The 23,330-nt window shown below is 70.9% G+C and carries 19 protein-coding genes and 1 pseudogene; 13 read left to right on the forward strand and 7 right to left on the reverse strand.

What is annotated here, in order from left to right:
* The 3 genes from glpK to ACFUJY_RS09360 form a co-directional block, all read right to left on the reverse strand.
* Nucleotides 1–1,542 (reverse strand): glycerol kinase GlpK, encoded by a 1,542-nt coding sequence (gene glpK / locus ACFUJY_RS09350; RefSeq protein WP_383296846.1) that lies wholly within the window; start codon nucleotides 1,540–1,542, stop codon nucleotides 1–3.
* A 39-nt stretch (nucleotides 1,543–1,581) separates the two neighbouring features.
* The gene (locus tag ACFUJY_RS09355; protein ID WP_383296849.1) at nucleotides 1,582–2,373 is read right to left on the reverse strand and encodes an MIP/aquaporin family protein; all 792 of its coding nucleotides are present in this window, start codon (nucleotides 2,371–2,373) and stop codon (nucleotides 1,582–1,584) included.
* A 240-nt stretch (nucleotides 2,374–2,613) separates the two neighbouring features.
* Nucleotides 2,614–3,378, reverse strand: a complete 765-nt coding sequence (locus ACFUJY_RS09360; protein ID WP_383297453.1) for an IclR family transcriptional regulator — start codon at nucleotides 3,376–3,378, stop codon at nucleotides 2,614–2,616.
* A 237-nt stretch (nucleotides 3,379–3,615) separates the two neighbouring features.
* Here ACFUJY_RS09360 and metH point away from each other — a divergent pair, with 237 nt between their 5' ends.
* The 3 genes from metH (at nucleotide 3,616) to ACFUJY_RS09375 (ending at nucleotide 9,701) form a co-directional block, all read left to right on the forward strand.
* Nucleotides 3,616–7,128: a methionine synthase gene (gene metH, locus ACFUJY_RS09365; protein ID WP_383296852.1), complete on the forward strand. Its 3,513-nt coding sequence runs from the start codon at nucleotides 3,616–3,618 to the stop codon at nucleotides 7,126–7,128.
* 119 nt (nucleotides 7,129–7,247) lie between these two features.
* A complete protein-coding gene (locus ACFUJY_RS09370) occupies nucleotides 7,248–7,940 on the forward strand; it encodes an HAD family hydrolase (RefSeq protein WP_383296855.1) in 693 nt (230 codons plus the stop codon).
* A 156-nt stretch (nucleotides 7,941–8,096) separates the two neighbouring features.
* Nucleotides 8,097–9,701: an ABC transporter substrate-binding protein gene (locus ACFUJY_RS09375; RefSeq protein ID WP_383296858.1), complete on the forward strand. Its 1,605-nt coding sequence runs from the start codon at nucleotides 8,097–8,099 to the stop codon at nucleotides 9,699–9,701.
* 18 nt (nucleotides 9,702–9,719) lie between these two features.
* Here the strand turns inward: ACFUJY_RS09375 and ACFUJY_RS09380 are convergent, their stop codons facing one another.
* Together ACFUJY_RS09380 and ACFUJY_RS09385 are read right to left on the reverse strand one after the other, a co-directional pair.
* The gene (locus ACFUJY_RS09380; protein WP_018103734.1) at nucleotides 9,720–10,391 is read right to left on the reverse strand and encodes a response regulator transcription factor; all 672 of its coding nucleotides are present in this window, start codon (nucleotides 10,389–10,391) and stop codon (nucleotides 9,720–9,722) included.
* 9 nt (nucleotides 10,392–10,400) lie between these two features.
* The gene (locus ACFUJY_RS09385) at nucleotides 10,401–11,246 is read right to left on the reverse strand and encodes a RecB family exonuclease (RefSeq protein ID WP_383297455.1); all 846 of its coding nucleotides are present in this window, start codon (nucleotides 11,244–11,246) and stop codon (nucleotides 10,401–10,403) included.
* A 183-nt stretch (nucleotides 11,247–11,429) separates the two neighbouring features.
* Between ACFUJY_RS09385 and ACFUJY_RS09390 the strand changes: the two genes are divergently transcribed.
* The 3 genes from ACFUJY_RS09390 to ACFUJY_RS09400 all read left to right on the forward strand — a co-directional run bounded on the left by ACFUJY_RS09390 (nucleotide 11,430) and on the right by ACFUJY_RS09400 (nucleotide 14,458).
* Nucleotides 11,430–12,680 carry a site-2 protease family protein gene (locus ACFUJY_RS09390; RefSeq protein ID WP_383296861.1) on the forward strand — a complete coding sequence of 417 codons (1,251 nt, stop codon included), beginning with the start codon at nucleotides 11,430–11,432 and terminating at the stop codon, nucleotides 12,678–12,680.
* Between the two features lie 72 nt (nucleotides 12,681–12,752).
* Nucleotides 12,753–13,658, forward strand: a complete 906-nt coding sequence (locus ACFUJY_RS09395) for a tRNA (adenine-N1)-methyltransferase (protein ID WP_365687320.1) — start codon at nucleotides 12,753–12,755, stop codon at nucleotides 13,656–13,658.
* Nucleotides 13,659–13,867: 209 nt separating this feature from the next.
* A complete protein-coding gene (locus ACFUJY_RS09400) occupies nucleotides 13,868–14,458 on the forward strand; it encodes a hypothetical protein (RefSeq protein WP_383296865.1) in 591 nt (196 codons plus the stop codon).
* A 36-nt stretch (nucleotides 14,459–14,494) separates the two neighbouring features.
* Here ACFUJY_RS09400 and ACFUJY_RS09405 read toward each other — a convergent pair whose 3' ends face one another.
* Nucleotides 14,495–14,806 (reverse strand): ferredoxin, encoded by a 312-nt coding sequence (locus ACFUJY_RS09405; protein ID WP_383296867.1) that lies wholly within the window; start codon nucleotides 14,804–14,806, stop codon nucleotides 14,495–14,497.
* A gap of 241 nt (nucleotides 14,807–15,047) precedes the next feature.
* On the opposite strand from ACFUJY_RS09405, the gene arc reads away from it, so the two are divergent.
* The 6 genes and pseudogenes from arc to prcA all read left to right on the forward strand — a co-directional run bounded on the left by arc (nucleotide 15,048) and on the right by prcA (nucleotide 20,842).
* Nucleotides 15,048–16,814, forward strand: a complete 1,767-nt coding sequence (arc, locus tag ACFUJY_RS09410) for a proteasome ATPase (protein WP_073967936.1) — start codon at nucleotides 15,048–15,050, stop codon at nucleotides 16,812–16,814.
* 241 nt (nucleotides 16,815–17,055) lie between these two features.
* Entirely contained in the window at nucleotides 17,056–18,567 is a 1,512-nt protein-coding gene (gene dop, locus ACFUJY_RS09415) for a depupylase/deamidase Dop (RefSeq protein ID WP_383296870.1), read from the forward strand.
* Between the two features lie 130 nt (nucleotides 18,568–18,697).
* The gene (locus tag ACFUJY_RS09420) at nucleotides 18,698–18,916 is read left to right on the forward strand and encodes a ubiquitin-like protein Pup (RefSeq protein WP_018524080.1); all 219 of its coding nucleotides are present in this window, start codon (nucleotides 18,698–18,700) and stop codon (nucleotides 18,914–18,916) included.
* Between the two features lie 109 nt (nucleotides 18,917–19,025).
* A pseudogene (locus ACFUJY_RS09425) lies at nucleotides 19,026–19,167 on the forward strand (endonuclease domain-containing protein); the annotation flags it as partial.
* Entirely contained in the window at nucleotides 19,119–19,967 is an 849-nt protein-coding gene (gene prcB / locus ACFUJY_RS09430) for a proteasome subunit beta (RefSeq protein ID WP_164400128.1), read from the forward strand. The pseudogene ACFUJY_RS09425 and the gene prcB, both read left to right, overlap by 49 nt.
* A 62-nt stretch (nucleotides 19,968–20,029) precedes the next feature.
* A complete protein-coding gene (gene prcA / locus ACFUJY_RS09435; RefSeq protein WP_383296874.1) occupies nucleotides 20,030–20,842 on the forward strand; it encodes a proteasome subunit alpha in 813 nt (270 codons plus the stop codon).
* Nucleotides 20,843–20,892: 50 nt separating this feature from the next.
* On the opposite strand, the gene ACFUJY_RS09440 is transcribed toward prcA, so the two are convergent.
* Nucleotides 20,893–21,930, reverse strand: a complete 1,038-nt coding sequence (locus tag ACFUJY_RS09440; protein ID WP_383296876.1) for a LacI family DNA-binding transcriptional regulator — start codon at nucleotides 21,928–21,930, stop codon at nucleotides 20,893–20,895.
* Nucleotides 21,931–22,061: 131 nt separating this feature from the next.
* Between ACFUJY_RS09440 and ACFUJY_RS09445 the strand changes: the two genes are divergently transcribed.
* Nucleotides 22,062–23,321: an MFS transporter gene (locus ACFUJY_RS09445; RefSeq protein WP_383296879.1), complete on the forward strand. Its 1,260-nt coding sequence runs from the start codon at nucleotides 22,062–22,064 to the stop codon at nucleotides 23,319–23,321.
* Nucleotides 23,322–23,330 lie beyond the last annotated feature (9 nt).

Genomic DNA, 23,330 nt, shown 5'->3' on the forward strand with positions numbered 1-23,330 from the left:
CTACTCCTCGTCGTCCAGCCAGCCCATGGTGCGTTCCACGGCCTTGAGCCAGCTCTTGTACTCGCGGGCGCGGGTGTCCGCGTCCATACGGGGGGTCCACTCGGCGGCGCGGCGCCAGTTGGCGCGCAGCGCGTCGGTGTCCGGCCAGAAGCCGACGGCCAGGCCGGCGGCGTAGGCGGCGCCGAGGCAGGTGGTCTCGGCGACCATCGGACGCACCACGGGCGCGTCCAGGAAGTCGGCGAGCGTCTGCATCAGCAGGTTGTTGGAGGTCATGCCGCCGTCGACCTTGAGCGAGGTCAGCTCGACACCGGAGTCCTTGGTCATGGCGTCGCTGATCTCACGCGTCTGCCAGGCGGTGGCCTCCAGTACGGCACGGGCGATGTGCGCCTTGGTGACGTAACGGGTGAGACCGGCGATGACACCGCGGGCGTCCGGGCGCCAGTACGGTGCGAACAGGCCGGAGAACGCGGGCACGAAGTACGCGCCGCCGTTGTCCTCCACCGAGGAGGCGAGGGTCTCGATCTCGGCGGCGGACTGGATCAGCCCCATCTGGTCGCGCATCCACTGGACCAGCGAACCGGTGACGGCGATCGACCCCTCCAGGGCGTACACCGCCTTCTGGTCGCCGATCCGGTAGCCGACCGTCGTCAGCAGACCGTTGTAGGAGTTGACGGGCGTCTCACCGGTGTTCATCAGCATGAAGGTGCCGGTGCCGTACGTGGACTTGGCCTCGCCCTCGGAGAAGCAGGTCTGGCCGAACAGCGCCGCCTGCTGGTCGCCCAGCGCGGAGGCCACCGGCACCCCGTCGAGCACGCCGCCCCTGGTGGTGCCGTAGACCTCGGCGGAGGACCGGATCTCGGGCAGCACGGCCGTCGGCACGCCGATGGAGGAGCAGATCTTCTCGTCCCACTGCATGGTGTGCAGGTTCATCAGGAGGGTGCGCGAGGCGTTGGTGACGTCGGTGACGTGGACGCCGCCGTCGGTGCCGCCGGTCAGGTTCCAGATGACCCAGGAGTCCATCGTGCCGAAGAGGATGTCGCCGCGCTCGGCCCGCTCGCGCAGCCCCTCGACGTTGTCGAGCAGCCAGCGCACCTTGGGCCCGGCGAAGTACGAGGCCAGCGGCAGCCCGGTCTCGCGGCGGAAGCGGTCCTGGCCGACGTTGCGGCCGAGTTCCTTGCAGAGCACGTCGGTACGGGTGTCCTGCCAGACGAGGGCGTTGTGGACGGGCTCACCGGTGTGCCTGTCCCACAGCAGGGTGGTCTCGCGCTGGTTGGTGATGCCGATCGCCTTGACGTCGGCCGCGGTGATGCCCGCCTTGGAGATCGCCCCGGCGACGACTTCCTGGACGTTCGCCCAGATCTCGGCCGCGTCATGTTCGACCCAGCCCGGCTTGGGGAAGATCTGCTCGTGCTCCTTCTGGTCGACGGAGACGATCCGCCCGTCCTTGTCGAAGACGATGCAGCGGCTGGAGGTCGTGCCTTGGTCGATGGCCGCGATGAACGGCCCGGCGCCGTGGCTGCCGGTGGTGTGTGCGTCGGTCACGGTGTGCTCCCGGAGGTCTGTGTGGGGTGGGTGGGGCGCCTAGGCGAAGGCGAGGTTGTAGAGGCCGCCCGCGAGTGCGCCGCCGATCAGCGGGCCGACGACGGGGACCCAGGCGTAGCCCCAGTCGGAGCCGCCCTTGTTCGGCAGCGGAAGCAGCGCGTGCACGATACGCGGGCCGAGGTCGCGGACCGGGTTGATCGCGTACCCCGTCGGCCCGCCGAGCGACAGGCCGATGCCGACGACGACCAGGGCGGTGATCAGCGCGCCCAGCGTGCCGAGGCCGTCGCCGTCGGCGTTGAGGCCCTGGGTGAGGATGGCGAGCACCAGCACGATCGTGGCGATGACCTCGGTGAGGACGTTCTGCACGGCGTTGCGGATCTCGGGGCCCGTCGAGAAGACACCGAGGACCGGTCCCGCCTTGGGGGCCGCGGCCTGGTCGACCATGCCCTCCTCACCCGAATGGGTGCGCAGGACCTCCGGATCGGTGAGGTGGGCCCGGAACTGCCCGTAGTAGGTCAGCCAGACCAGCACCGCGCCGATCATCGCGCCGAGCAGTTCCGAGGCGAGGTAGAGCGGTACGTCGCTCCACTTCGTTCCGCCCTCGATGGCCAGGCCGATGGTGACGGCCGGGTTGAGGTGCGCCCCCGACACGCCGCCGGCGAGATACGCGCCGGTCAGTACCGCGAAGCCCCACCCGAAGGTGATGGCGACCCAGCCGGCGTTCTGCGCCTTCGAGTGCTTGAGCGTGACGGCGGCACAGACACCGCCGCCGAGCAGGATGAGTACGGCGGTACCGATGGTCTCGCCGATGAAGATGTCGGAGCTGGACACCCGCGACTCCTTTGTCCTTCGTCCAGGAAGCCGAACCCCGGGTCCCACCGGTGGTCCGCGCCCTCGTGTGAGGGCTTGGCCGGCCCTTGGCACGGTCACACCCTAACGCGAATATCCGTTAAGTGTTCGACAATGCCGACCGGTGAACGGCAGTGTTTCTCCCGGGCGAAGGCAGCGTCAAGAGGGATGTGACGTACGAATCGATCGTTACGCGGGGAGCCGGCCGGGTACGCGGGCTGCTCAGAAGCGCCTGGCGCCCAGGTCCCGCGAGACCGCGCGGGCGCAGTCCCGGACCGCGGCGACCAGCTCCGGCCGCAGCTCGCCGTCCTTGCAGACCCGCTCCACCGCGCCCGTCACGGCTATGGCCCCCACCGGCATCCGGCGCCGGTCGTGGATCGGGGCGGCGACCGCGGCGACACCCTCCCAGGTCTCCTCCACGTCCGACCCCCAGCCCCGCGCCCGCACCCCGTCCAGCACGGTCTCGAACTCCTCGGCGCCGGTCACCGTCCGGGGCGTGAACGACTGCCGCTCCGCCTCCATCGCCTCGGTGTGCGCCACCGGGTCGTACGCGGCCAGCACCTTGCCCAGCGCCGTGGAGTGCAGCGGCTGCATGGCGCCCACCTCCAGCACCTGGCGGCTGTCGTCGGGCCGGAAGACGTGGTGGACGATGAGCACGCCCCGCTGGTGCAGCACGCCGAGATGGACGCTCTCGCCGCTGGACCGGGCCAGGTCGTCCGTCCAGACCAGGGCCCGGGCCCGCAGCTCGTGGACGTCGAGGTAGCTGTTGCCCAGGCGCAGCAGCTCCGCGCCCAGCTGGTAGCGGCCGGAGGCGGCGTCCTGCTCCACGAAGCCCTCGTGCTGGAGGGTGCGCAGGATGCCGTGCGCGGTGCCCTTGGCCAGGCCCAGTGAGGAGGCGATGTCGGACAGCCCGAGCCGTCGCTCGCCGCCTGCCAGCAGGCGCAGCACCGCCGCCGCCCGCTCCAGCGACTGGATGTTCTTGGCCATCGCGCCGTACCCCTCCACGTTGTTCGACAATGCTGAACACTATCGGCCGATGCCGACCCGCGCTCGGGCGCGGGGGAAGTCCGCAGCACCTCGCGACACCGGAACCCCCGTCATCAGGATGCCGTCCGGCTCGTGGGACAGAGTGACGGCCCAGGTCGCGGCCCGGCTACCCTGGCCGGGTGCGCCTTCCGCCGAAGACGCAAAGCCGACAGCCGTCGCATCCCAGGGAGTACATCCATGGCCTCGTCGCCGACCCCGTCCGCCGACAGCCGGAACCGAGCCGCAGCCCTCCGCGAGGCGCTCGCCACCCGCGTGGTGGTGGCCGACGGTGCCATGGGCACCATGCTCCAGGCCCAGGACCCCACGCTCGCGGACTTCGAGAACCTTGAAGGCTGCAACGAGATCCTCAACATCACCCGGCCGGACATCGTGCGCTCCGTGCACGAGGCGTACTTCGCCGTCGGCGTCGACTGCGTCGAGACCAACACCTTCGGGGCCAACCACGCGGCGCTCGGCGAGTACGACATCCCCGAGCGCGTCCGGGAACTCTCCGAGGCCGGTGCCCGCATCGCCCGCGAGGCCGCCGACGAGTACACCGCGTCCGCCGGCGAGCAGCGCTGGGTCCTCGGCTCCATGGGCCCCGGCACCAAGCTGCCGACCCTCGGCCACATCCCGTACGCCACCATCCGCGACGGCTTCCAGGCGAACGCCGAGGGCCTGATCGCCGGGGGCGCCGACGCGCTGATCGTGGAGACGACGCAGGACCTCCTCCAGACCAAGGCCGCCGTCCTCGGCGCCCGCCGCGCCCTCGACGCCCTCGGCAGCGACCTCCCGCTGCTGTGCTCGCTGGCCTTCGAGACGACCGGCACCATGCTCCTGGGCTCCGAGATCGGCGCGGCCCTGACCGCCCTGGAACCCCTCGGCATCGACATGATCGGCCTGAACTGCTCGACCGGTCCGGCCGAGATGAGCGAGCACCTGCGCTACCTCACCCGCCACTCCCGCATCCCGCTGCTCTGCATGCCCAACGCCGGACTGCCGGTCCTCACCAAGGACGGCGCCCACTTCCCGCTCGACGCCGAGGGGCTGGCCGACGCGCAGGAGACGTTCGTCCAGGAGTACGGCCTCTCGCTGGTCGGCGGCTGCTGCGGTACGACCCCGGAGCACCTGCGCCAGGTGGTCGAGCGGGTACGGGGCACGGTCCCGGCCGCCCGCGACCCGCGCCCCGAGCCCGGCGCCGCCTCCCTCTACCAGTCCATCCCCTTCCGCCAGGACACGGCGTACCTGGCGATCGGGGAGCGCACGAACGCCAACGGGTCCAAGAAGTTCCGCGAGGCCATGCTCGAAGGCCGCTGGGACGACTGCGTGGAGATGGCCCGCGACCAGATCCGCGAGGGCGCGCACATGCTCGACCTGTGCGTGGACTACGTGGGCCGCGACGGCGTCGCCGACATGGAGGAGCTGGCCGGCCGGTTCGCCACCGCCTCCACCCTGCCGATCGTCCTGGACTCCACGGAACTGCCCGTGCTCCGGGCCGGACTGGAGAAGCTGGGCGGCCGCGCGGTCCTCAACTCCGTCAACTACGAGGACGGGGACGGGCCGGAGTCGCGGTTCGCCAAGGTCACGCGACTGGCGGCGGAGCACGGTGCGGCGTTGATCGCGTTGACGATCGACGAGGAGGGCCAGGCCCGGACCGCCGAGCACAAGGTCGCCATCGCGGAGCGGCTCATCGCGGATCTGACGGGCACCTGGGGCATCCAGGAGTCGGACATCCTCATCGACACGCTGACGTTCACGATCTGCACGGGTCAGGAGGAGTCGCGCAAGGACGGGGTCGCCACGATCGAGGCGATCCGGGAGCTGAAGAAGCGTCACCCGGACGTGCAGACGACGCTGGGCCTGTCGAACATCTCCTTCGGTCTGAACCCGGCCGCCCGTGTCGTGCTGAACTCGGTCTTCCTGGACGAGTGCGTGAAGGCCGGGCTGGATTCGGCGATCGTGCACGCGTCGAAGATCCTGCCGATCGCCCGGCTGGAGGAGGAGCAGGTCAAGGTCGCGCTGGACCTCATCTACGACCGGCGCGCCGAGGGCTACGACCCCTTGCAGAAGCTCATGGAGCTGTTCGAGGGCGTCAACATGAAGTCCCTGAAGGAGGGCAAGGCCGAGGAACTGGCCGCCCTCCCGCTCGACGAGCGGCTTCAGCGGCGCATCATCGACGGCGAGAAGAACGGCCTGGAGGACGACCTCGCCGAGGCGCTGAAGGACACGCCGGCACTCGACATCGTCAACAACACCCTCCTGGCGGGCATGAAGGTCGTCGGCGAGCTGTTCGGCTCCGGCCAGATGCAGCTGCCGTTCGTCCTCCAGTCCGCCGAGGTCATGAAGAGCGCGGTCGCCTACCTCGAACCGCACATGGAGAAGTCGGACGCCGAGGGCAAGGGCACCATCGTCCTGGCCACCGTCCGCGGCGACGTCCACGACATCGGCAAGAACCTGGTCGACATCATCCTCTCCAACAACGGGTTCAACGTCGTCAACATCGGCATCAAGCAGCCCGTCTCCGCGATCCTGGAGGCCGCCGAGGAGCACCAGGCGGACGTCATCGGGATGTCCGGCCTCCTCGTGAAGTCCACGGTGATCATGAAGGAGAACCTGGAGGAGCTGAACCAGCGCAAGCTGGCCGCCGACTACCCGGTCATCCTCGGCGGCGCCGCGCTCACCCGCGCCTACGTCGAGCAGGACCTGCACGAGATCTACGAGGGCGAGGTGCGCTACGCCCGCGACGCCTTCGAGGGCCTGCGCCTGATGGACGCGCTCATCGCCGTGAAGCGCGGCGTCCCCGGCGCCACCCTCCCCGAGCTGAAGCAGCGCCGCGTCCCCAAGCGGGACACCGCCGTCCTGGAGGTGAACGAGCCGGAGGAGGGCGTCCGCTCCGACGTCTCCGTCACCAACCCGGTCCCCACTCCGCCGTTCTGGGGCAGCCGGGTCGTCAAGGGCATCCAGCTCAAGGAGTACGCCTCCTGGCTGGACGAGGGCGCCCTCTTCAAGGGCCAGTGGGGCCTCAAGCAGGCCAGGGCCGGCGACGGACCCACGTACGAGCAGCTCGCCGAGAGCGAGGGGCGCCCGCGGCTGCGCGGCCTCCTAGACCGGCTCCAGACCGACAACCTGCTCGAAGCGGCCGTCGTCTACGGGTACTACCCCTGCGTCTCCAAGGGCGACGACCTGATCCTGCTCCACGAGGACGGCTCCGAGCGCACCCGCTTCACCTTCCCGCGCCAGCGCCGTGGCCGCCGCCTCTGCCTGGCGGACTTCTTCCGCCCCGAGGAGTCCGGCGAGACGGACGTCATCGGCCTCCAGGTCGTCACCGTCGGCTCCAGGATCGGCACCGAGACCGCCAAGCTCTTCGAGGCCAACGCCTACCGGGACTACCTGGAGCTGCACGGCCTCTCCGTCCAGCTCGCCGAGGCCCTGGCCGAGTACTGGCACGCCCGGGTCCGCTCGGAGCTGGGCTTCGCGGGGGAGGACCCGGCGGACGTCGAGGACATGTTCGCCCTGAAGTACCGGGGCGCGCGCTTCTCGCTCGGCTACGGCGCCTGCCCGGACCTGGAGGACCGCGCGAAGATCGCGGACCTGCTCCAGCCGGAGCGGATCGGCGTCCACCTCTCCGAGGAGTTCCAGCTGCACCCCGAGCAGTCGACCGACGCGATCGTCATCCACCACCCGGAGGCGAAGTACTTCAACGCGCGGTAGGACTCCGTTCGACGCGTCGTAGCCGATCACGTCGTACACTGGTCGGTCCAGCGCAGGCCGGTCGCCCATCCTCCGGGACGGGTGGCCGGCCTTCTCGTCCCTCATGGAAGGTGTGCCGGATGACCAGTACGGTTCCCGCGTCCCTGACCCGCACGGCGGAGGGCGCTGCCCTCCAGGCCGTCTTTCTCGACATGGACGGCACCCTGGTCGACACCGAGGGCTTCTGGTGGGACGTCGAGGTCGAGGTCTTCGCCGGACTCGGACACCGGCTCGACGAGGCCTGGCGGGACGTGGTCGTCGGCGGGCCCATGTCCCGCAGCACCGGATACCTCATCGAGGCGACCGGCGCGGACATCACCCTCGACGAGGCCGCCGTACTGCTCAACGACCGGTTCGAGAAGCGCATCGGCAACGGGGTGCCGCTGATGCCCGGCGCCGCCCGCCTCCTCGCCGAACTGCGCCGGCACGAGATCCCGACCGCCCTCGTCTCCGCGTCGCACCGCCGCATCATCGACCGCGTCCTGGACTCGGTGGGCCACCACCACTTCGCGCTCACCGTCGCCGGCGACGAGGTCACCCGCACCAAGCCGCACCCCGAGCCCTACCTCACCGCCGCGCGCGGCTTCGGCGTCGACCCCCGGCTGTGCGCCGTCATCGAGGACACCGCGACCGGGGTGGCCGCCGCCGAGGCCGCCGGCTGCCGGGTGGTCGCCGTGCCCTCGGTCTCCCCGATCGCACCCGCCGAGGGCCGGGTGGTCGTGGCCTCGCTGGAAGAAGTGAATCTCACATTCCTCCGGAGCCTCATCAACTGAATGCGCCGGGGCGGGCACCGAGAGTATTCCTGTGAATGAAAGGAAAAGCTCTCGCGGTGGCGGTGCGAAAGAATTCCGTGTACGGCCCCCCTCCGGTATTCCGGAACGCGCCCGCTAATGTCTTTCTCCCTGAACCGATGAGGGAGAACGGCCACCATGAAACGCAAGCTCCTGGCGCTGCCGGCCGTCGCAGGCCTCCTGGCGCCCGCGCTCGCCGGCTGCGGCGTGGCGGACGGCGGCGCCACCGGAAGCGGCACCGGCGCCGTCGTCGTCGGCACCACGGACCGGATCGCCGCCTCCGCCGGCGCCCCCGCCCCGCTCGACCCGGCCGTCGGCTACGAGGCGGGCGTCTGGAACGTCCTGCGGCAGACCGTGCAGACCCTGATGGCCACCCCGCGCGGCGGCGGCCTCCCGGTCCCCGAAGCCGCCGAGAGCTGCGGATTCACGGACCACGAGAGCGAGAGGTACCGCTGCCGGCTGCGCGCCGGACTCACCTTCGCCGACGGCACCCCGGTCACCGCCGACGACGTCAAGTACTCCCTCGACCGCGTGCGGCGCATCAAGTCCGCGAACGGGCCCGCCGCCCTCCTCGACAACATCGACACCGTCGAGACCACCGGCACCCGCGAGGTCGTCTTCCACCTCAAGACCCCCGACGCCACCTTCCCGTACAAGCTGGCCACGCCTCCCGCCGGGATCGTCCCGCGCGATCGGTACCCGGCGAATTCCGCCCGCAGCGGATTCCAGGTGGACGGCTCCGGGCCCTACACCATGAGACCGGAAGTGAAATCCGGGCGGCTTGTGAAAATCGCCTTCACCAGGAATCCCCATTACCGGGGCAGCTACCAGGTGCGGAGCGAATCCGTCGAACTCGACCTCTTTCCGGACGCCACCGCCATGGGCAAGGCGTTCGACGCGCAGAAGATCGACATGATGGCCCGCACCGTCCCGGCCGACCGGGTCCAGCGGATGCTGGCAGAGCCCGAGGAGGGCGTCCGGCTCACCGAGCTGCCCGGGCTGGCCATCAGCTACCTCGGCTTCGACACCGACGAACCCGCCCTCCGGAACAGGGCCGTCCGCCAGGCCATCGCCCAGGTGGTCGACCGGGGCGCCATCGCCGGCAAGGTCTACGGCGCCACCGTCGAACCGCTGTACTCACTCATCCCGCGCGGGATCACCGCCCACGACAACGCGTTCTACAGCACCTACGGCGAACCCAGCGCCGCCAAGGCCGCCGCCCTCCTCAAGAAGGCGAAGATCCGCACCCCCGTGCGCTTCACCCTGCACTACACCGACGACCACTACGGCCGGGACACCGCCGACGAGTTCCAGGCGCTCAAGAAGCAGCTCAACGGCACCGGGCTCTTCGACATCACCGTCGAGGGCACCCCCTGGACCCGCTACCGGCCCGCCGAACTCCGCGGCGACTACGCCGCCTACGGCATGGGCTGGTTCCCCGACTTCCCGGACCCCGACAACTACACGGCGCCCTTCCTCGGCCCGGACAACTTCCTCGGCTCGCCCTACACCTCCGACGAGGCCCGGACCCTCATCGCGCGCTCCCGCCGCCAGGCCGACCGGAGCGCCGCCGCGCCCGCCTTCGAACGGCTCCAGGACATCGTCGCCCGGGACGTGCCCGTCCTCCCGCTCTGGCAGGGCAAGCAGTACGCCGTATCCCGCGAGGACCTGAGCGGCGTCGAATGGGCGATCGACTCGGGCGCCGACCTCCACCTGTGGGAACTGGGGCGCGGCACCGGCTGAGTCCGCTCCGCCCCGGTGTCACTGCGCGCCGGGGCGCACCAGGCCGCTCTCGTACGCGTACACCGCGGCCTGCACCCGGTCGCGCAGGCCCAGCTTCGTCAGCACATGGCCCACATGGGTCTTCACCGTCGTCTCGCTGACGAACAGGTCGGCGGCGATCTCCGCGTTCGACAGGCCGCGCGCCACCAGCTTCAGCACCTCGACCTCGCGGTCCGTCAGCGTGTGCAGCGTGTCCGGCACGGGCTCCTCGCCCGACGGCAGATGGTCCGCGTACTTGTCGAGCAGGCGGCGCGTCACGCTCGGGGCGAGCATCGCCTCACCGCCCGCCACCACCCGGATCGCCTGCACCAGCTCATCGGCCGGCGCGTCCTTCAGCAGGAACCCGCTCGCCCCGGCGCGCAGCGCCTCCACCACGTACTCGTCCAGGTCGAACGTCGTCAGCACCAGCACCTTCGCCGGACCGTCCCGGCCCGGACCGGTGATCTGGCGCGTCGCCTCGACCCCGTCCATCCGCGGCATCCGGATGTCCATCAGCACCACATCGGGCTGGAGCGCGCGTACCTGGTCGAGGGCCTGGAGACCGTCACCGGCCTCACCCACCACCGCCAGATCGCCCTCGGCCTCCAGAATCATCCGGAAGCCCGTGCGCAGCAGCGGTTGGTCATCGACCAGAAGGACGCGGATAGCCACCAGATCTCCTCAATGCCCGTCGAGAGCCGCGGGCCGGCCGGCCTCGGCCCGGACCGGCTCCATTCTGCCCTGGCCATCCTCCGCCGGAGCGGGCGGCCGGACCGTGAGCGGATAGACCGGGGGAGTCCCGCCGAATTCTGGACAGAGTGCCTGGTGGTCGCACCAGCCGCACAGCTTCGTCGGGCGCGGCCGCCACTCGCCCGTCCGCGTCGCCAGCGAGATCGCCTCCCACAGCGCCAGCAGCTTCCGCTCCACCCGCTCCAGGTCCGCCACGACCGGGTCGTACGTCAGCACGTCACCGCTGCCCAGGTAGACCAGCTGGAGCCGGCGCGGCACCACGCCCTTCAGCCGCCAGATCACCAGGGCGTAGAACTTCATCTGGAACAGCGCCCCCTCCGCGTACTCCGGACGCGGCGCCTTCCCCGTCTTGTAGTCCACGATCCGGACCTCGCCCGTCGGCGCCACGTCGATGCGGTCGATCACCCCGCGCAGCCGCAGCCCGGACTCCAGCTCCGTCTCCACGAACAGCTCGCGCTCCGCCGGCTCCAGACGCGTCGGGTCCTCCAGCGAGAACCAGCGCTCCACCAGCCGCTCCGCCTGTCCCAGCCACCGCGCCAGCCGCTCGCCGTCCTCGTCCTCCGCGAAGAGCTCCCCGAGCTCCGGCTTCGACTCCAGCAGCCGGTCCCACTGCCCGGGGATCAGCGCCGTCGCCCGGCCGGCGGTGCGCTCCGCCGCCGGATTGTCGAACAGCCGCTCCAGCACCGCGTGGACCAGCGTCCCCCGGGTAGCAGCCTCGCTGGGCTTCTGCGGCAGCTTGTCGATGACGCGGAAGCGGTACAGCAGCGGGCACTGCATGAAATCGCTCGCCCGCGAAGGGGAGAGCGAGGAGGGTGGCTGCGGCACCGGCTGGGACGGCGGCGGAACGGAGGTCATGCGAAGACCCTACGACCCGCCACTGACACCAACCGGCATACCATCGACCACAGACCCACGAACACTGCATCATCGTGCTGAAAGGCACCGAACCGAAGGGACCTCGTGGACGAGAGCGGCGAAGGCCGGCGGCCGCAGCCCGGCCCGGCCGGCCCCGGCCCCGGCGACGGCCCCGGCAAGGACGCGCCCCCGCGCCGGGACGAGCCCGGGGGCGGCATCCTCATGGGCCGCCCCTTCGGCGTGCCCGTCTACGTCGCCCCCAGCTGGTTCCTGGTGGCGGCCCTGATCACCTGGGTCTTCGGCGGCCAGCTCGACCGGGTGCTGCCCGACCTCGGCGCCGCCCGCTACCTCGTCGCGCTCTTCTTCGCGATCGCCTTCTACGCCTCCGTCCTCGTCCACGAACTCGCCCACACGATCGCCGCCCTGCGCTACAAGCTCCCCGTCCGGCGCATCCAGCTCCAGTTCTTCGGCGGCGTCTCGGAGATCGAGAAGGAGTCCGAGACCCCCGGCCGCGAATTCGTCCTCGCCTTCGTCGGACCGCTGCTCTCCCTCGTCCTGGGCGGGCTCTTCTACATCCCCCTGCGCTTCGTGGAACGCGGCACCGTCCCGGCCGTCCTGCTCGGCGGGCTGATGATCTCCAACCTCATCGTCGCCGCCTTCAACCTGCTGCCCGGCCTCCCGCTCGACGGCGGGCGCATGCTCAGGGCCGTGGTCTGGAAGATCACCGGCAAGCCGATGAGCGGGACCGTCGCCGCCGCCTGGGTCGGCCGCGCCCTCGCCGTCGGCACCCTCGTCGGCCTCCCCCTCCTCACCCGCAGCGGCTCCCTGGGCAACGACGCCGGCGAGATCAGCGGCATGGACACCGTCACCGACGCCCTGCTCGCCGCGATCCTCGCCGCCATCATCTGGACCGGCGCCGGGAACAGCCTGCGCATGGCCCGGCTCCGCGAGCACCTGCCCGGCCTGCGCGCCCGCAGCCTCACCCGCCGCGCCGTCCCCGTCGAGGCCGCCACCCCGCTCTCCGAGGCGCTGCGCCGGGCCAACGAGGCCGGTGCCCGCGCCCTCGTCGTCGTGGACGGCACCGGGGAGCCCAAGGCCCTCGTCCGGGAGACGGCCATCGTCGCCGTCCCCGAGCACCGCCGCCCCTGGGTCGCCGTCAGCGGCCTCGCCCAGGACCTCACCGACGGGATGAGGGTCCCCGCCGAGCTCGCCGGCGAAGCCCTCCTGGACCGCCTCAAGGCCACCCCCGCGACCGAATACCTCGTCGTGGAGGAGACCGGCGAGATCTACGGCGTCCTTTCCACCGCCGACGTCGAGCGCGCCTTCGTCGCCGCCATGGCCCGCCCCGCCGCCTGACGCCCGCCCGCGCCCCCGTACAACCGTCCGGGCGGCGGTCGGCGGCCCGCGAAACACCGGTACGCTGGTCACATGTCTGAACCGACCGGTGCCGCCCGCCGACGCGGGCCCTTCAAGGTCGGGGACCAGGTCCAGCTCACCGATCCCAAGGGACGCCACCACACCTTCACGCTCGAAGCCGGAAAGAACTTCCACACCCACAAGGGTTCTTTCCCGCACGACGAGCTGATCGGTGCCCCCGAGGGCAGTGTGGTCCGTACCACGGGAAACGTCGCCTACCTCGCGCTGCGCCCCCTGCTCCCCGACTACGTCCTGTCCATGCCCCGCGGCGCCGCCGTGGTCTACCCGAAGGACGCGGGCCAGATCCTCGCCTTCGGCGACATCTTCCCCGGCGCACGCGTCGTGGAGGCGGGCGTCGGCTCGGGCGCGCTCTCCACCTTCCTGCTCCGCGCCATCGGCGAACAGGGCATGCTGCACTCGTACGAGCGCCGCGAGGACTTCGCCGAGATCGCCCAGCAGAACGTGGAGCGCTACTTCGGCAGTCCGCACCCCGCCTGGCAGCTCACGGTCGGCGACCTCCAGGACAACCTCACGGACACCGACGTGGACCGCGTCGTGCTGGACATGCTGGCGCCCTGGGAGTGCCTGGACGTCGTCTCCAAGGCGCTCGTCCCCGGCGGCATCCTCTGCGCGTACGTCGCCACCACCACCCAGCTCTCCCGGACGGTCGAGTCCATCCGCGAGATCGGCTGCTTCGCCGAGCCGCAGCCCTGGGAGTCGATGATCCGCAACTGGCACGTGGAGGGCCTGGCCGTGCGCCCGGACCACCGCATGATCGGGCACACCGGATTCCTCGTCACCGCCCGCCGGCTCGCCGACGGCGTCGAGGCCCCGGCCCGCCGTCGCCGCCCCTCCAAGGGCGCCTACGGCGAGGACTACGACGGCCCGGGCGGCCGGAGCGGCTCCTCCCGCGACTGACCCCGCGGCAACGTACCGGCGCCGCCGCCGGGCTCCCGGACCGACCCGGGAACCCGGCGGCGGCGCCCTTTCCGTATGCGGCCCGCGATCCCGGGGGTGTCTTGCCCACCCCACCGTTCCGCTGCCGTGTGAGGTGTGGCACGATGCTGGCCACCCCCGCACCGCCGACGCCGACGGCCGCACCACAGGAACCACAGGAGACAGCCCGCGTGCAGACCTCCGCGCTCCCGGACCTCGCGCACACCGACACCAGGCCCATGCACTGGCTCGCCACCGCGGCGGCCATGGCCGCCGTCGTCGCGGCAGCCGGTCTGCTCCAGCCGGACAGCAGCGCCTCGGCCTCCACCCGGCACCGCACCACGGCCCAGCAGCAGCACGAGGACGCGGCCGTCGCCCCCGACCCGGCCCGGGCGGACTTCCCCCTGGCCTGCGGCGACGTCGGCAACACCGTCGCCAAGCAGGCCCCCGGCGACCTCGACGGAGACGGCAAACCGGAGACCGTCGCGGTCGTCCACTGCGCGGCCGGATCGGGCACCCCGCCCAGCGGCGTCTACGTCCTCACCCAGGCGGGCGGAGCCGCGCCCAGGATCGTCGCGACCCTGGTGGACCCCGCCCAGCAGCTGACCATCGGCGACTTCACGGTCCGCGACCGCGTCATCTCCGCCACGCTCCTCGGCTACTCCTCGTCCTCGGTGCCCTCCTGCTGCCCCGACCAGCAGGAGAAAGTCACCTGGCGGTGGGAGAACGGCGCCTTCACGCGCAGCAGCGACACCGCCGGAGCCGCCGGCTCCGGCGCCTGACCCCGGCCCGGGACCGCCACCCGGAACCCCGGACGGTCAGGCCGCCTCGGGGCCGTACACCTCGACCCTGTCCGAAACGCGACGTACATGAATGCAGTCGCCCGGGCACTCCTTGGCCGAGTCCACGACGTCCTGGAGCAGCGGCAGCGGGACCGGCGTGGTCGCGCCCTTGTCCTGGAGCAGCTCGTCGTCCCCGCTCTTCACGTACGCCAGACCGTCGATGTCCAGCTCGAACACCTCGGGCGCGTACTGCACGCAGATGCCGTCCCCCGTGCACAGGTCCTGGTCGATCCACACCTCCAGGTCCTGCGTCTCGCCACCGGTGGGAGCGTCCTGCCGCACGGTCATGTCGCCTGCCGTTTCCTGCGTAGCCGGACCGGGAAAGAGCCAGCCCTGACGGGTGTTGAACGCTTCGACGATACAACCGGCCGCTTTCCGATGGTGAACGGTGGGTATCCCCCTGGGACGGGGAGAGCGCAAGGGTGAAGATCGGACACACCTCACAGTCTTTGTGATCTAGGGGTTTCAATCACCACCCACGCAGGTAGGGTCAGGAAGCGTCCAGCTCCCCTTGGAGGAGGTGAGGACCGTGGCAGCCCACGACGACGACATCAACCGCGGCATCCGGCCCGGGCGGGGGTCCGACGACCCAGCCGGCCAGGTCGCCTATCTCGAGCAGGAAATCGCCGTCCTGCGACGTAAGCTCGCCGACTCTCCGCGTCATACGAGGATTCTCGAAGAGCGGATCGTCGAACTGCAGACCAACCTCGCAGGCGTGTCCGCCCAGAACGAACGGCTCGCCAGCACGCTCCGCGAGGCCCGCGACCAGATCGTGGCCCTCAAGGAGGAGGTCGACCGGCTCGCACAGCCGCCGGCCGGCTTCGGGGTGTTCCTGCAGGCGAACGAGGACGGCACCTGCGACATCTTCACCGGGGGCCGCAAGCTCCGGGTGAACGTCAGCCCCAGCGTCGAACTCGAAGACCTCAGGCGCGGCCAGGAGGTCATGCTCAACGAAGCGCTCAACGTGGTCGACGCCATGGAATTCGAGCGAGCCGGGGACATCGTCACCCTCAAGGAGATCCTTGAGGACGGCGAACGCGCCCTGGTCATCGGGCACACCGACGAGGAGAGGGTGGTGAGGCTCGCCGAGCCGCTGCTGGACATCACCATCCGCCCCGGCGACGCCCTGCTGCTCGAACCCCGGTCCGGCTACGTCTACGAAGTCGTGCCCAAGAGCGAGGTCGAGGAACTCGTCCTCGAAGAAGTGCCGGACATCGACTACGACAAGATCGGCGGCCTGGGCGACCAGATCGAGCTGATCCGCGACGCGGTCGAGCTCCCCTATCTCCACCCCGACCTCTTCAAGGAGCACGAGCTCCGCCCGCCCAAGGGCATCCTGCTCTACGGTCCGCCCGGCTGCGGCAAGACGCTCATCGCCAAGGCCGTCGCCAACTCCCTGGCGAAGAAGGTCGCCGAAGTCACCGGACAGCCCGCCGGCAAGAGCTACTTCCTCAACATCAAGGGCCCCGAGCTCCTCAACAAGTACGTCGGCGAGACCGAGCGCCACATCCGCCTGGTCTTCCAGCGTGCCCGCGAGAAGGCGAGCGAGGGTACCCCCGTCATCGTCTTCTTCGACGAGATGGAGTCGCTCTTCCGCACCCGTGGATCGGGCGTCAGCTCGGACGTGGAGAACACCATCGTCCCGCAGCTGCTCGCCGAGATCGACGGTGTGGAGGGCCTGGAGAACGTCATCGTCATCGGCGCCTCCAACCGCGAGGACATGATCGACCCGGCGATCCTGCGCCCGGGCCGGCTCGACGTCAAGATCAAGATCGAGCGCCCCGACGCGGAGGCCGCGAAGGACATCTTCGCGAAGTACCTCACGCCTTCGCTGCCGCTGCACGCGGACGACCTGGCCGAGCACACCGGCTCGAAGGAAGCCGCGGCGCACGCCATGATCCAGTCGGTCGTCGAGCGGATGTACACCGAGTCCGAGGAGAACCGCTTCCTCGAGGTCACGTACGCCAACGGCGACAAGGAAGTCCTGTACTTCAAGGACTTCAACTCCGGCGCGATGATCCAGAACATCGTGGACCGGGCCAAGAAGATGGCCATCAAGGCCTTCCTCGACCACGGCCAGAAGGGCCTCCGCGTCTCCCACCTCCTCCAGGCGTGCGTGGACGAGTTCAAGGAGAACGAGGACCTGCCGAACACCACCAACCCGGACGACTGGGCCCGTATCTCCGGCAAGAAGGGCGAGCGGATCGTCTTCATCCGCACGCTCGTCACCGGGAAGCAGGGCGCGGACACCGGCCGCTCCATCGACACGGTGGCCAACACCGGTCAGTACCTGTAGAAGGCGTACCGGCTGCGGATGCCCGGCCGGGCATCCGCAGCCGGTTGCTTTCCGGCCAGCCGCGGGCGACACCGCGGCAATGACGGCGCAATTGATCTCCCCACCGGCACGCGGGCGTTCTAGGCTCAGGCGTACCACCCGTTCACGCAGCGCGGGACGGGCAGACCGCGCACGCACCGAACAAGCAGCGGTACTTGAGCGCCGCCCCCGGAAGGGAGCGCCGCCGGGCAAGGAGGGCCGCATGACCGTACGGCGAGTAATGGGCATCGAGACGGAGTACGGGATCTCCGTCCCCGGACACCCCAACGCCAATGCCATGCTCACCTCGTCCCAGATCGTCAACGCCTATGCGGCGGCGATGCACCGGGCGCGCCGCGCCCGCTGGGACTTCGAGGAGGAGAATCCGCTGCGGGACGCGCGAGGCTTCGACCTCGCCCGCGAGACCGCCGACTCCAGCCAGCTCACGGACGAGGACATCGGCCTGGCCAACGTCATCCTCACCAACGGGGCCCGGCTCTACGTCGACCACGCGCACCCCGAGTACAGCTCCCCGGAGATCACCAACCCCCGGGACGCGGTCCTGTGGGACAAGGCCGGCGAGCGGATCATGGCCGAGGCGGCCGAGCGCGCCGCGCAGCTCCCGGGCGCCCAGCCGATCCACCTCTACAAGAACAACACCGACAACAAGGGCGCCTCCTACGGGACGCACGAGAACTACCTGATGAAGCGGGAGACCCCGTTCTCGGACATCGTGCGCCACCTGACCCCGTTCTTCGTCTCGCGCCAGGTGGTCACCGGCGCCGGACGGGTCGGGATCGGCCAGGACGGCGGCGAGCACGGCTTCCAGCTCAGCCAGCGCGCCGACTACTTCGAGGTCGAGGTCGGCCTGGAGACCACGCTCAAGCGCCCCATCATCAACACCCGCGACGAGCCGCACTCGGACGCCGAGAAGTACCGCCGGCTCCATGTGATCATCGGCGACGCGAACCTCTCCGAGATCTCGACGTATCTCAAGCTGGGCACCACTGCGCTCGTCCTCTCCATGATCGAGGACGGCTTCATTAACGTCGACCTGGCCGTCGACCAGCCGGTGCGCACCCTGCACCAGGTCTCCCACGACCCCGGGCTCCAGCAGCTGATCACGCTGCGCAGCGGCCGGACACTCACCGCGGTGCAGCTCCAGATGGAGTACTTCGAACTGGGCCGCAAGTACGTCGAGGAACGGTACGGGGCGGACGCCGACGAGCAGACCAAGGACGTCCTGAGCCGGTGGGAGGACACCCTGAACCGGCTGGAGAACGACCCGATGAGCCTGGCCGGTGAGCTGGACTGGGTGGCGAAGCGGCAGCTCATGGAGGGCTACCGGCGCCGCGACGGCCTGGACTGGGACGCCGCCCGGCTGCACCTGGTGGACCTCCAGTACGCGGACGTACGGCAGGACAAGGGGCTGTACAACCGCCTGGTGGCCCGCGGGCGGATGACACGCCTCCTGGACGAGCGGGAGGTCGAGCGGGCCCGTACGGCGCCGCCGGAGGACACCAGGGCGTACTTCCGCGGCCGCTGTCTCGAACAGTACGCGGACGACGTCGCCGCGGCCTCCTGGGATTCGGTGATCTTCGACCTGCCGGGCCAGGACTCCCTTCAGCGCGTACCCACGATGGAGCCCCTGCGGGGCACCCGGGAGCACGTGAAATCCCTGCTGGACCGGTGCCGCACGGCGCAGGAGCTGGTCCAGGTCCTCTCGGGCGGCTGAAAGCGCCTGAAAGGGCTCCCGGCTGGGAATCATTCCGATGACCTCCGGACGTTGAGACAAGTACCGGGCCAATGTCGGACCCCATGGGTAGGGTCTGATCAAGTGCTTCGAACCGAGCGGGGTGAGCTAGATGGCGACCAAGGACACCGGCGGCGGACAGCAGAAGGCGACGCGCTCCACGGAGGAGGTCGAGGAGCAGGCGCAGGACGCGCAGGCATCCGAGGACCTCAAGGAGCGCCAGGAGAAGCTGAGCGACGACGTGGACGACGTCCTCGACGAGATCGACGACGTGCTCGAGTCGAACGCAGAGGATTTCGTTCGAAGCTTTGTTCAAAAGGGCGGTCAGTAACCGGCCCTCGCCGGAGGACGGCTGCGGCCGTGCGGCACGGGCGGTCCGCCCGTGCCGCACACCGCGGGCACCGGACCGCGCCACCGGTCCGATTGCCCACGTCTTCGATGTGGATCACCGTCACCGGGCGGGTAGGGTCCGGGGCGTACCGTGCTTCAACTGCAATTCGGCGCAGGGCCGTCGCATACCTGGAGGGAAACGCGTGGAAGCCAACACTCGTAGCACCGGGCGTCTACCAGCTGCCTTCCTGACGCCGGGATCGTCCTCCTTCATGGACTTCCTGTCCGACCAGGCGCCGGAGATGCTGCCGGGCAACCGGCAGATGCCGCCCATGAAGGGCGCCGTCGAGGCGCCGCACGGCACGACGATCGTGGCCGCGGCCTTCCCCGGCGGCGTCGTCCTGGCCGGTGACCGGCGGGCGACCATGGGCAACATGATCGCGCAGCGCGACATCGAGAAGGTCTTCCCGGCCGACGAGTACTCGGCGGTCGGCATCGCCGGTACGGCGGGTCTCGCCGTGGAGATGGTCAAGCTCTTCCAGCTGGAGCTGGAGCACTTCGAGAAGGTGGAGGGCGCCCAGCTCTCCCTGGAGGGCAAGGCCAACCGGCTCTCCACGATGATCCGGAGCAACCTGGCGATGGCCATGCAGGGCCTCGCCGTCGTCCCGCTCTTCGCCGGTTACGACATCGACCGCGAGCGCGGACGCATCTTCAGCTACGACGTCACGGGCGGGCGTTCCGAGGAGCACGTCGGCTACGCGTCCACCGGTTCCGGCTCGATCTTCGCCCGGGGCTCGATGAAGAAGCTCTACCGCGAGGACCTGACGGAGGAGGAGACGCTGACGCTGGTCGTGCAGGCGCTGTACGACGCGGCCGACGACGACTCGGCGACGGGCGGTCCGGACGTGGGCCGCCGCATCTATCCGATCGTCACCGTCATCACGGACGAGGGCTTCCGGAAGCTGACCGACGCGGAATCCTCCGAGATCGCCCGCTCGATTCTGGAACGCCGTCTGGAACAGCCCGACGGCCCGCGCGCCGCGCTGCTCTGAGCACGCGTCCGTATCCAGCTTCTTCGATGCTCCCGCCACTGACAGAAAGGGACGGATAGCCGGTGTCGACGCCGTTCTATGTCTCACCTCAGCAGGCCATGGCCGACCGGGCGGAATACGCCCGGAAGGGCATCGCCCGCGGTCGCAGCCTGGTTGTGCTGCAGTACGCCGACGGAATTGTGTTCGTCGGCGAGAACCCGTCCCGTGCGCTGCACAAGTTCAGCGAGATCTACGACCGGATCGGTTTCGCCGCCGCCGGCAAGTACAACGAGTACGAGAACCTCCGCATCGGCGGAGTCCGCTATGCGGATCTGCGCGGTTACACCTATGACCGCGACGACGTGACGGCCCGTGGACTGGCGAACGTCTACGCGCAGACGCTCGGCACCATCTTCTCCAGCGCGGCCGAGAAGCCGTACGAGGTGGAGCTCGTGGTCGCCGAGGTGGGCGCCGAGCCCGAGGGCGACCAGATCTACCGGCTGCCGCACGACGGCTCGATCGTGGACGAGCACGGCTCGGTCGCGGTCGGCGGCAACGCGGAGCAGATCAGCACCTTCCTCGACCAGCGCCACCGCGACGGCATGTCGCTCGCCGAGGCGCTGAAACTGGCGGTGCAGGCGCTCTCCCGCGACCCCAACGGCAGTGAGCGGGAGATCCCCGCCGACCGGCTGGAGGTCGCGGTCCTGGACCGCACACGGCCGCAGCAGCGCAAGTTCAAGCGGATCGTCGGCCGGCAGCTGGCCCGGCTCCTCGAAGCGGAGGCCGCCGCGTCGACGCCGACCGACGCCCCGTCCGACGCGGAGGACGGCGACACCGCAGCGGACGGACCCACGGCCACCACCGACACGACGGATTCCGGCGGCGACGTGGAGTAACGCACCCGACCGCCGAGCCCCGGCCCGCCCGCAGGCGGACCGGGGCTCCGTCACACCCCCGCGCCCCCCGGCACCGGCGCCGTCGAGCCCCGGACGACCAGCCGCACCGGCAGGCTGCCCGGCTCGGCCGCCCGGCCGTCCAGGACCGCCAGCAGGGCGGCCATACCGCGCTCGCCGACCTGCACGGCCGGCAGCCGGACCGTGGTCAGCTCCGGCTCCACCGCGGTGGCCAGGGCCAGGTCGTCGAAGCCGGTGACCGAGACCTCGTCCGGCACCCGCAGCCCGAACCGGCGGGCCGCCTTGCAGGCGCCCGCCGCCAGGATGTCGTCGTCGCAGACGATCGCGGTCGGCCGGGGCCCGGGCAGCCCGAGCGCGTGCTCCGCCGCGTCCCGCCCCGCCCGTACGTCCAGCGCCGAGGCCACCGTGCGGACCTCCGTGCCAGGGGTCCGGCGCAGCTCCTCGCGCAGGGCCTCCGCGCGGCAGGCGAAGGTCCAGGTGTCGACGGCCGAGGCGAGGTGGAGGAAGCGCCGGTGGCCGAGGGCGAGCAGATGGCGGGCCACCTGGCGCATCCCGTCCGCGATGTCGAGGTTGACCCGGGCGGCGGGTCCGGGCGCCGACGGGTCGCTGTCCAGCATCACGAGGGGGACGTCCGCGCCGTGCAGGGCGTCGAGCGCGTCGGCGGCCATGGAGGAGGCGATGACCCCGTCCAGCGCCGCCCGGGCCGACGCGAAGGGGTCGCGGGCCGGGCCGGTCCCGTCGGGGGAGGGGTAGAGGACGACCCCGAAGCCGTGCTCGGCGGCGACCGCGGCGGCCCCGGTGTACACCCGGGCGAAGAACTCGTTGGTGAGGGCCGGGACGACCAGGAGGGCCGTCCGGGTGCGGCCGAGGCGCAGATTGCGGGCGGCGAGGTTGGGCCGGTAACCCAGGCCGCGGGCGGCGTCGCGGACCCGGCCCGCGGTGGACTCGGAGACCCGGCCCCGCCATTTCTCGCCGAGCACCAGCGAGACCGTGGCCTGGGAGACGCCGGCGGCCCGGGCCACGTCACGGCTGGTGGGCCGGGGCGGGCCGGGTGGTGCGGGGCTGGTCACGCGGGCCTCCGGGCCGTTCGGTTCAGGCCCGTGCGGTGGACCTGGGGACGGGCTCATGGTACGTATGAACCCGGAAGTTATACGTAAAACCTCGCAGGCCCGCACAGGCACCCGAGGGAGAGGGGCGGGACATGGCCGCGGGATATCTGGACATCCTCCGGGCGCGGCACGCCGCCAGGCTGCTGACGGGCACCCTGGTGGGCCGGCTGCCGAACGGCACGGCGAGCATCGCGATCGTGCTGTTCGTCCGGGCCGAGGGTGGCAGCTACAGCGTCGCGGGCGCGCTCGCGGCGGTGTACGGGCTGGCCACGGCGGTCGGGCAGCCGCTGCTCGGCCGGGCGGTGGACCTCTACGGGCAGCCGCGCGTCCAACTGCCCGCCGCCGTCGTCTCCGCGCTCGGCATGGTCCTCCTCGCCGTGGCGGGGACCGGCTCGCTCCCGCTCGCCTACGCGGCGGTGGCCGTGGCCGGTCTCCTCACGCCCCCGCTGGAGGGCGGCCTGCGGGCGCTGTGGCCGAGCGTGCTGGGCGGTGAGGACCGGGTGCACCGGGCCTATGCCATGGACGCCGTCGCGCAGGAGGTCATGTTCACGGCGGGCCCGCTGCTCGTGACGCTCCTGACCGCCCTCTGGTCGCCCGCCACCGCCTTGCTGGTCATCAACGCCATCGGGGTGCTCGGCGCGCTGTCGGTCGTCGTCTCCGAACCCTCGCGGGCCTGGCGCTCCGCCCCGCGCGAGGCGCACTGGCTGGGCGCGCTGCGCTCGCCCGGACTGCTGGCGCTGCTCGGCTCGTTCTTCTTCGTGGGCCTGGCGCTCGGCTCGATCACCGTGGCCGCGATGGCGTACGCCGACGACCAGGGGCGGGAGTCGGTGTACGGCTGGCTGATGGCCGCGCTCGGCCTCGGCGCCCTGATCGGCGGGGCGGTCTACGGGGCGCGGCAGTGGGCGGGGGCGCCGGAGCGGCGGCTGCGGGTGATCGTGGGGCTGCTCGCGGTGGGCTATCTGCCGCTGGTGCTGACGCCCGGCCCGGTCGCCATGACCGTGCTGGCGGCCGTCTCCGGGGTGTTCCTCGCGCCGGCCGTCGCGTGTTCGTTCATCGTGGTCGACCGGCACGCCCCGCGCGGGACGGTGACGGAGGCGTTCTCGTGGCTCGTGACGACCTTCGGGGTGGGCGCGGCCGTGGGGACCGCGGTGGCCGGTCCGGCCGTCGAACTGGGCGGGACGGCGTGGAGCTTCGCGGTCGCGGGGGCCGGTGGAGTGGCGGCGCTGGCCGTTCTCCTGGCCACCGGATCGGTGCTCGCGGCTCCCACCCGTACCGCCGTAGCGGTGCGAGGATCGGAAAATGATCGAAACGGTGCCGTCGAACCCGGTTTCAGCTCGGGCCATCAGGCGTAATGTTCAGTC

Source organism: Streptomyces sp. NPDC057249 (genome assembly GCF_042669245.1).
Classification (GTDB): Bacteria; Actinomycetota; Actinomycetes; order Streptomycetales; family Streptomycetaceae; genus Streptomyces.

Excerpts from the sequence above, each read along its gene's own strand:
- ACFUJY_RS09360 (WP_383297453.1), bottom strand. The coding sequence starts at position 3,378 with ATGGCCAAGAACATCCAGTCGCTGGAGCGGGCGGCGGCGGTGCTGCGC.
- metH (WP_383296852.1), top strand. The coding sequence starts at position 3,616 with ATGGCCTCGTCGCCGACCCCGTCCGCCGACAGCCGGAACCGAGCCGCA.
- ACFUJY_RS09370 (WP_383296855.1), top strand. The coding sequence starts at position 7,248 with ATGACCAGTACGGTTCCCGCGTCCCTGACCCGCACGGCGGAGGGCGCT.
- ACFUJY_RS09375 (WP_383296858.1), top strand. The coding sequence starts at position 8,097 with ATGAAACGCAAGCTCCTGGCGCTGCCGGCCGTCGCAGGCCTCCTGGCG.
- ACFUJY_RS09385 (WP_383297455.1), bottom strand. The coding sequence starts at position 11,246 with ATGCAGTGCCCGCTGCTGTACCGCTTCCGCGTCATCGACAAGCTGCCG.
- ACFUJY_RS09395 (WP_365687320.1), top strand. The coding sequence starts at position 12,753 with ATGTCTGAACCGACCGGTGCCGCCCGCCGACGCGGGCCCTTCAAGGTC.
- ACFUJY_RS09405 (WP_383296867.1), bottom strand. The coding sequence starts at position 14,806 with ATGACCGTGCGGCAGGACGCTCCCACCGGTGGCGAGACGCAGGACCTG.
- dop (WP_383296870.1), top strand. The coding sequence starts at position 17,056 with ATGACCGTACGGCGAGTAATGGGCATCGAGACGGAGTACGGGATCTCC.
- ACFUJY_RS09420 (WP_018524080.1), top strand. The coding sequence starts at position 18,698 with ATGGCGACCAAGGACACCGGCGGCGGACAGCAGAAGGCGACGCGCTCC.
- ACFUJY_RS09445 (WP_383296879.1), top strand. The coding sequence starts at position 22,062 with ATGGCCGCGGGATATCTGGACATCCTCCGGGCGCGGCACGCCGCCAGG.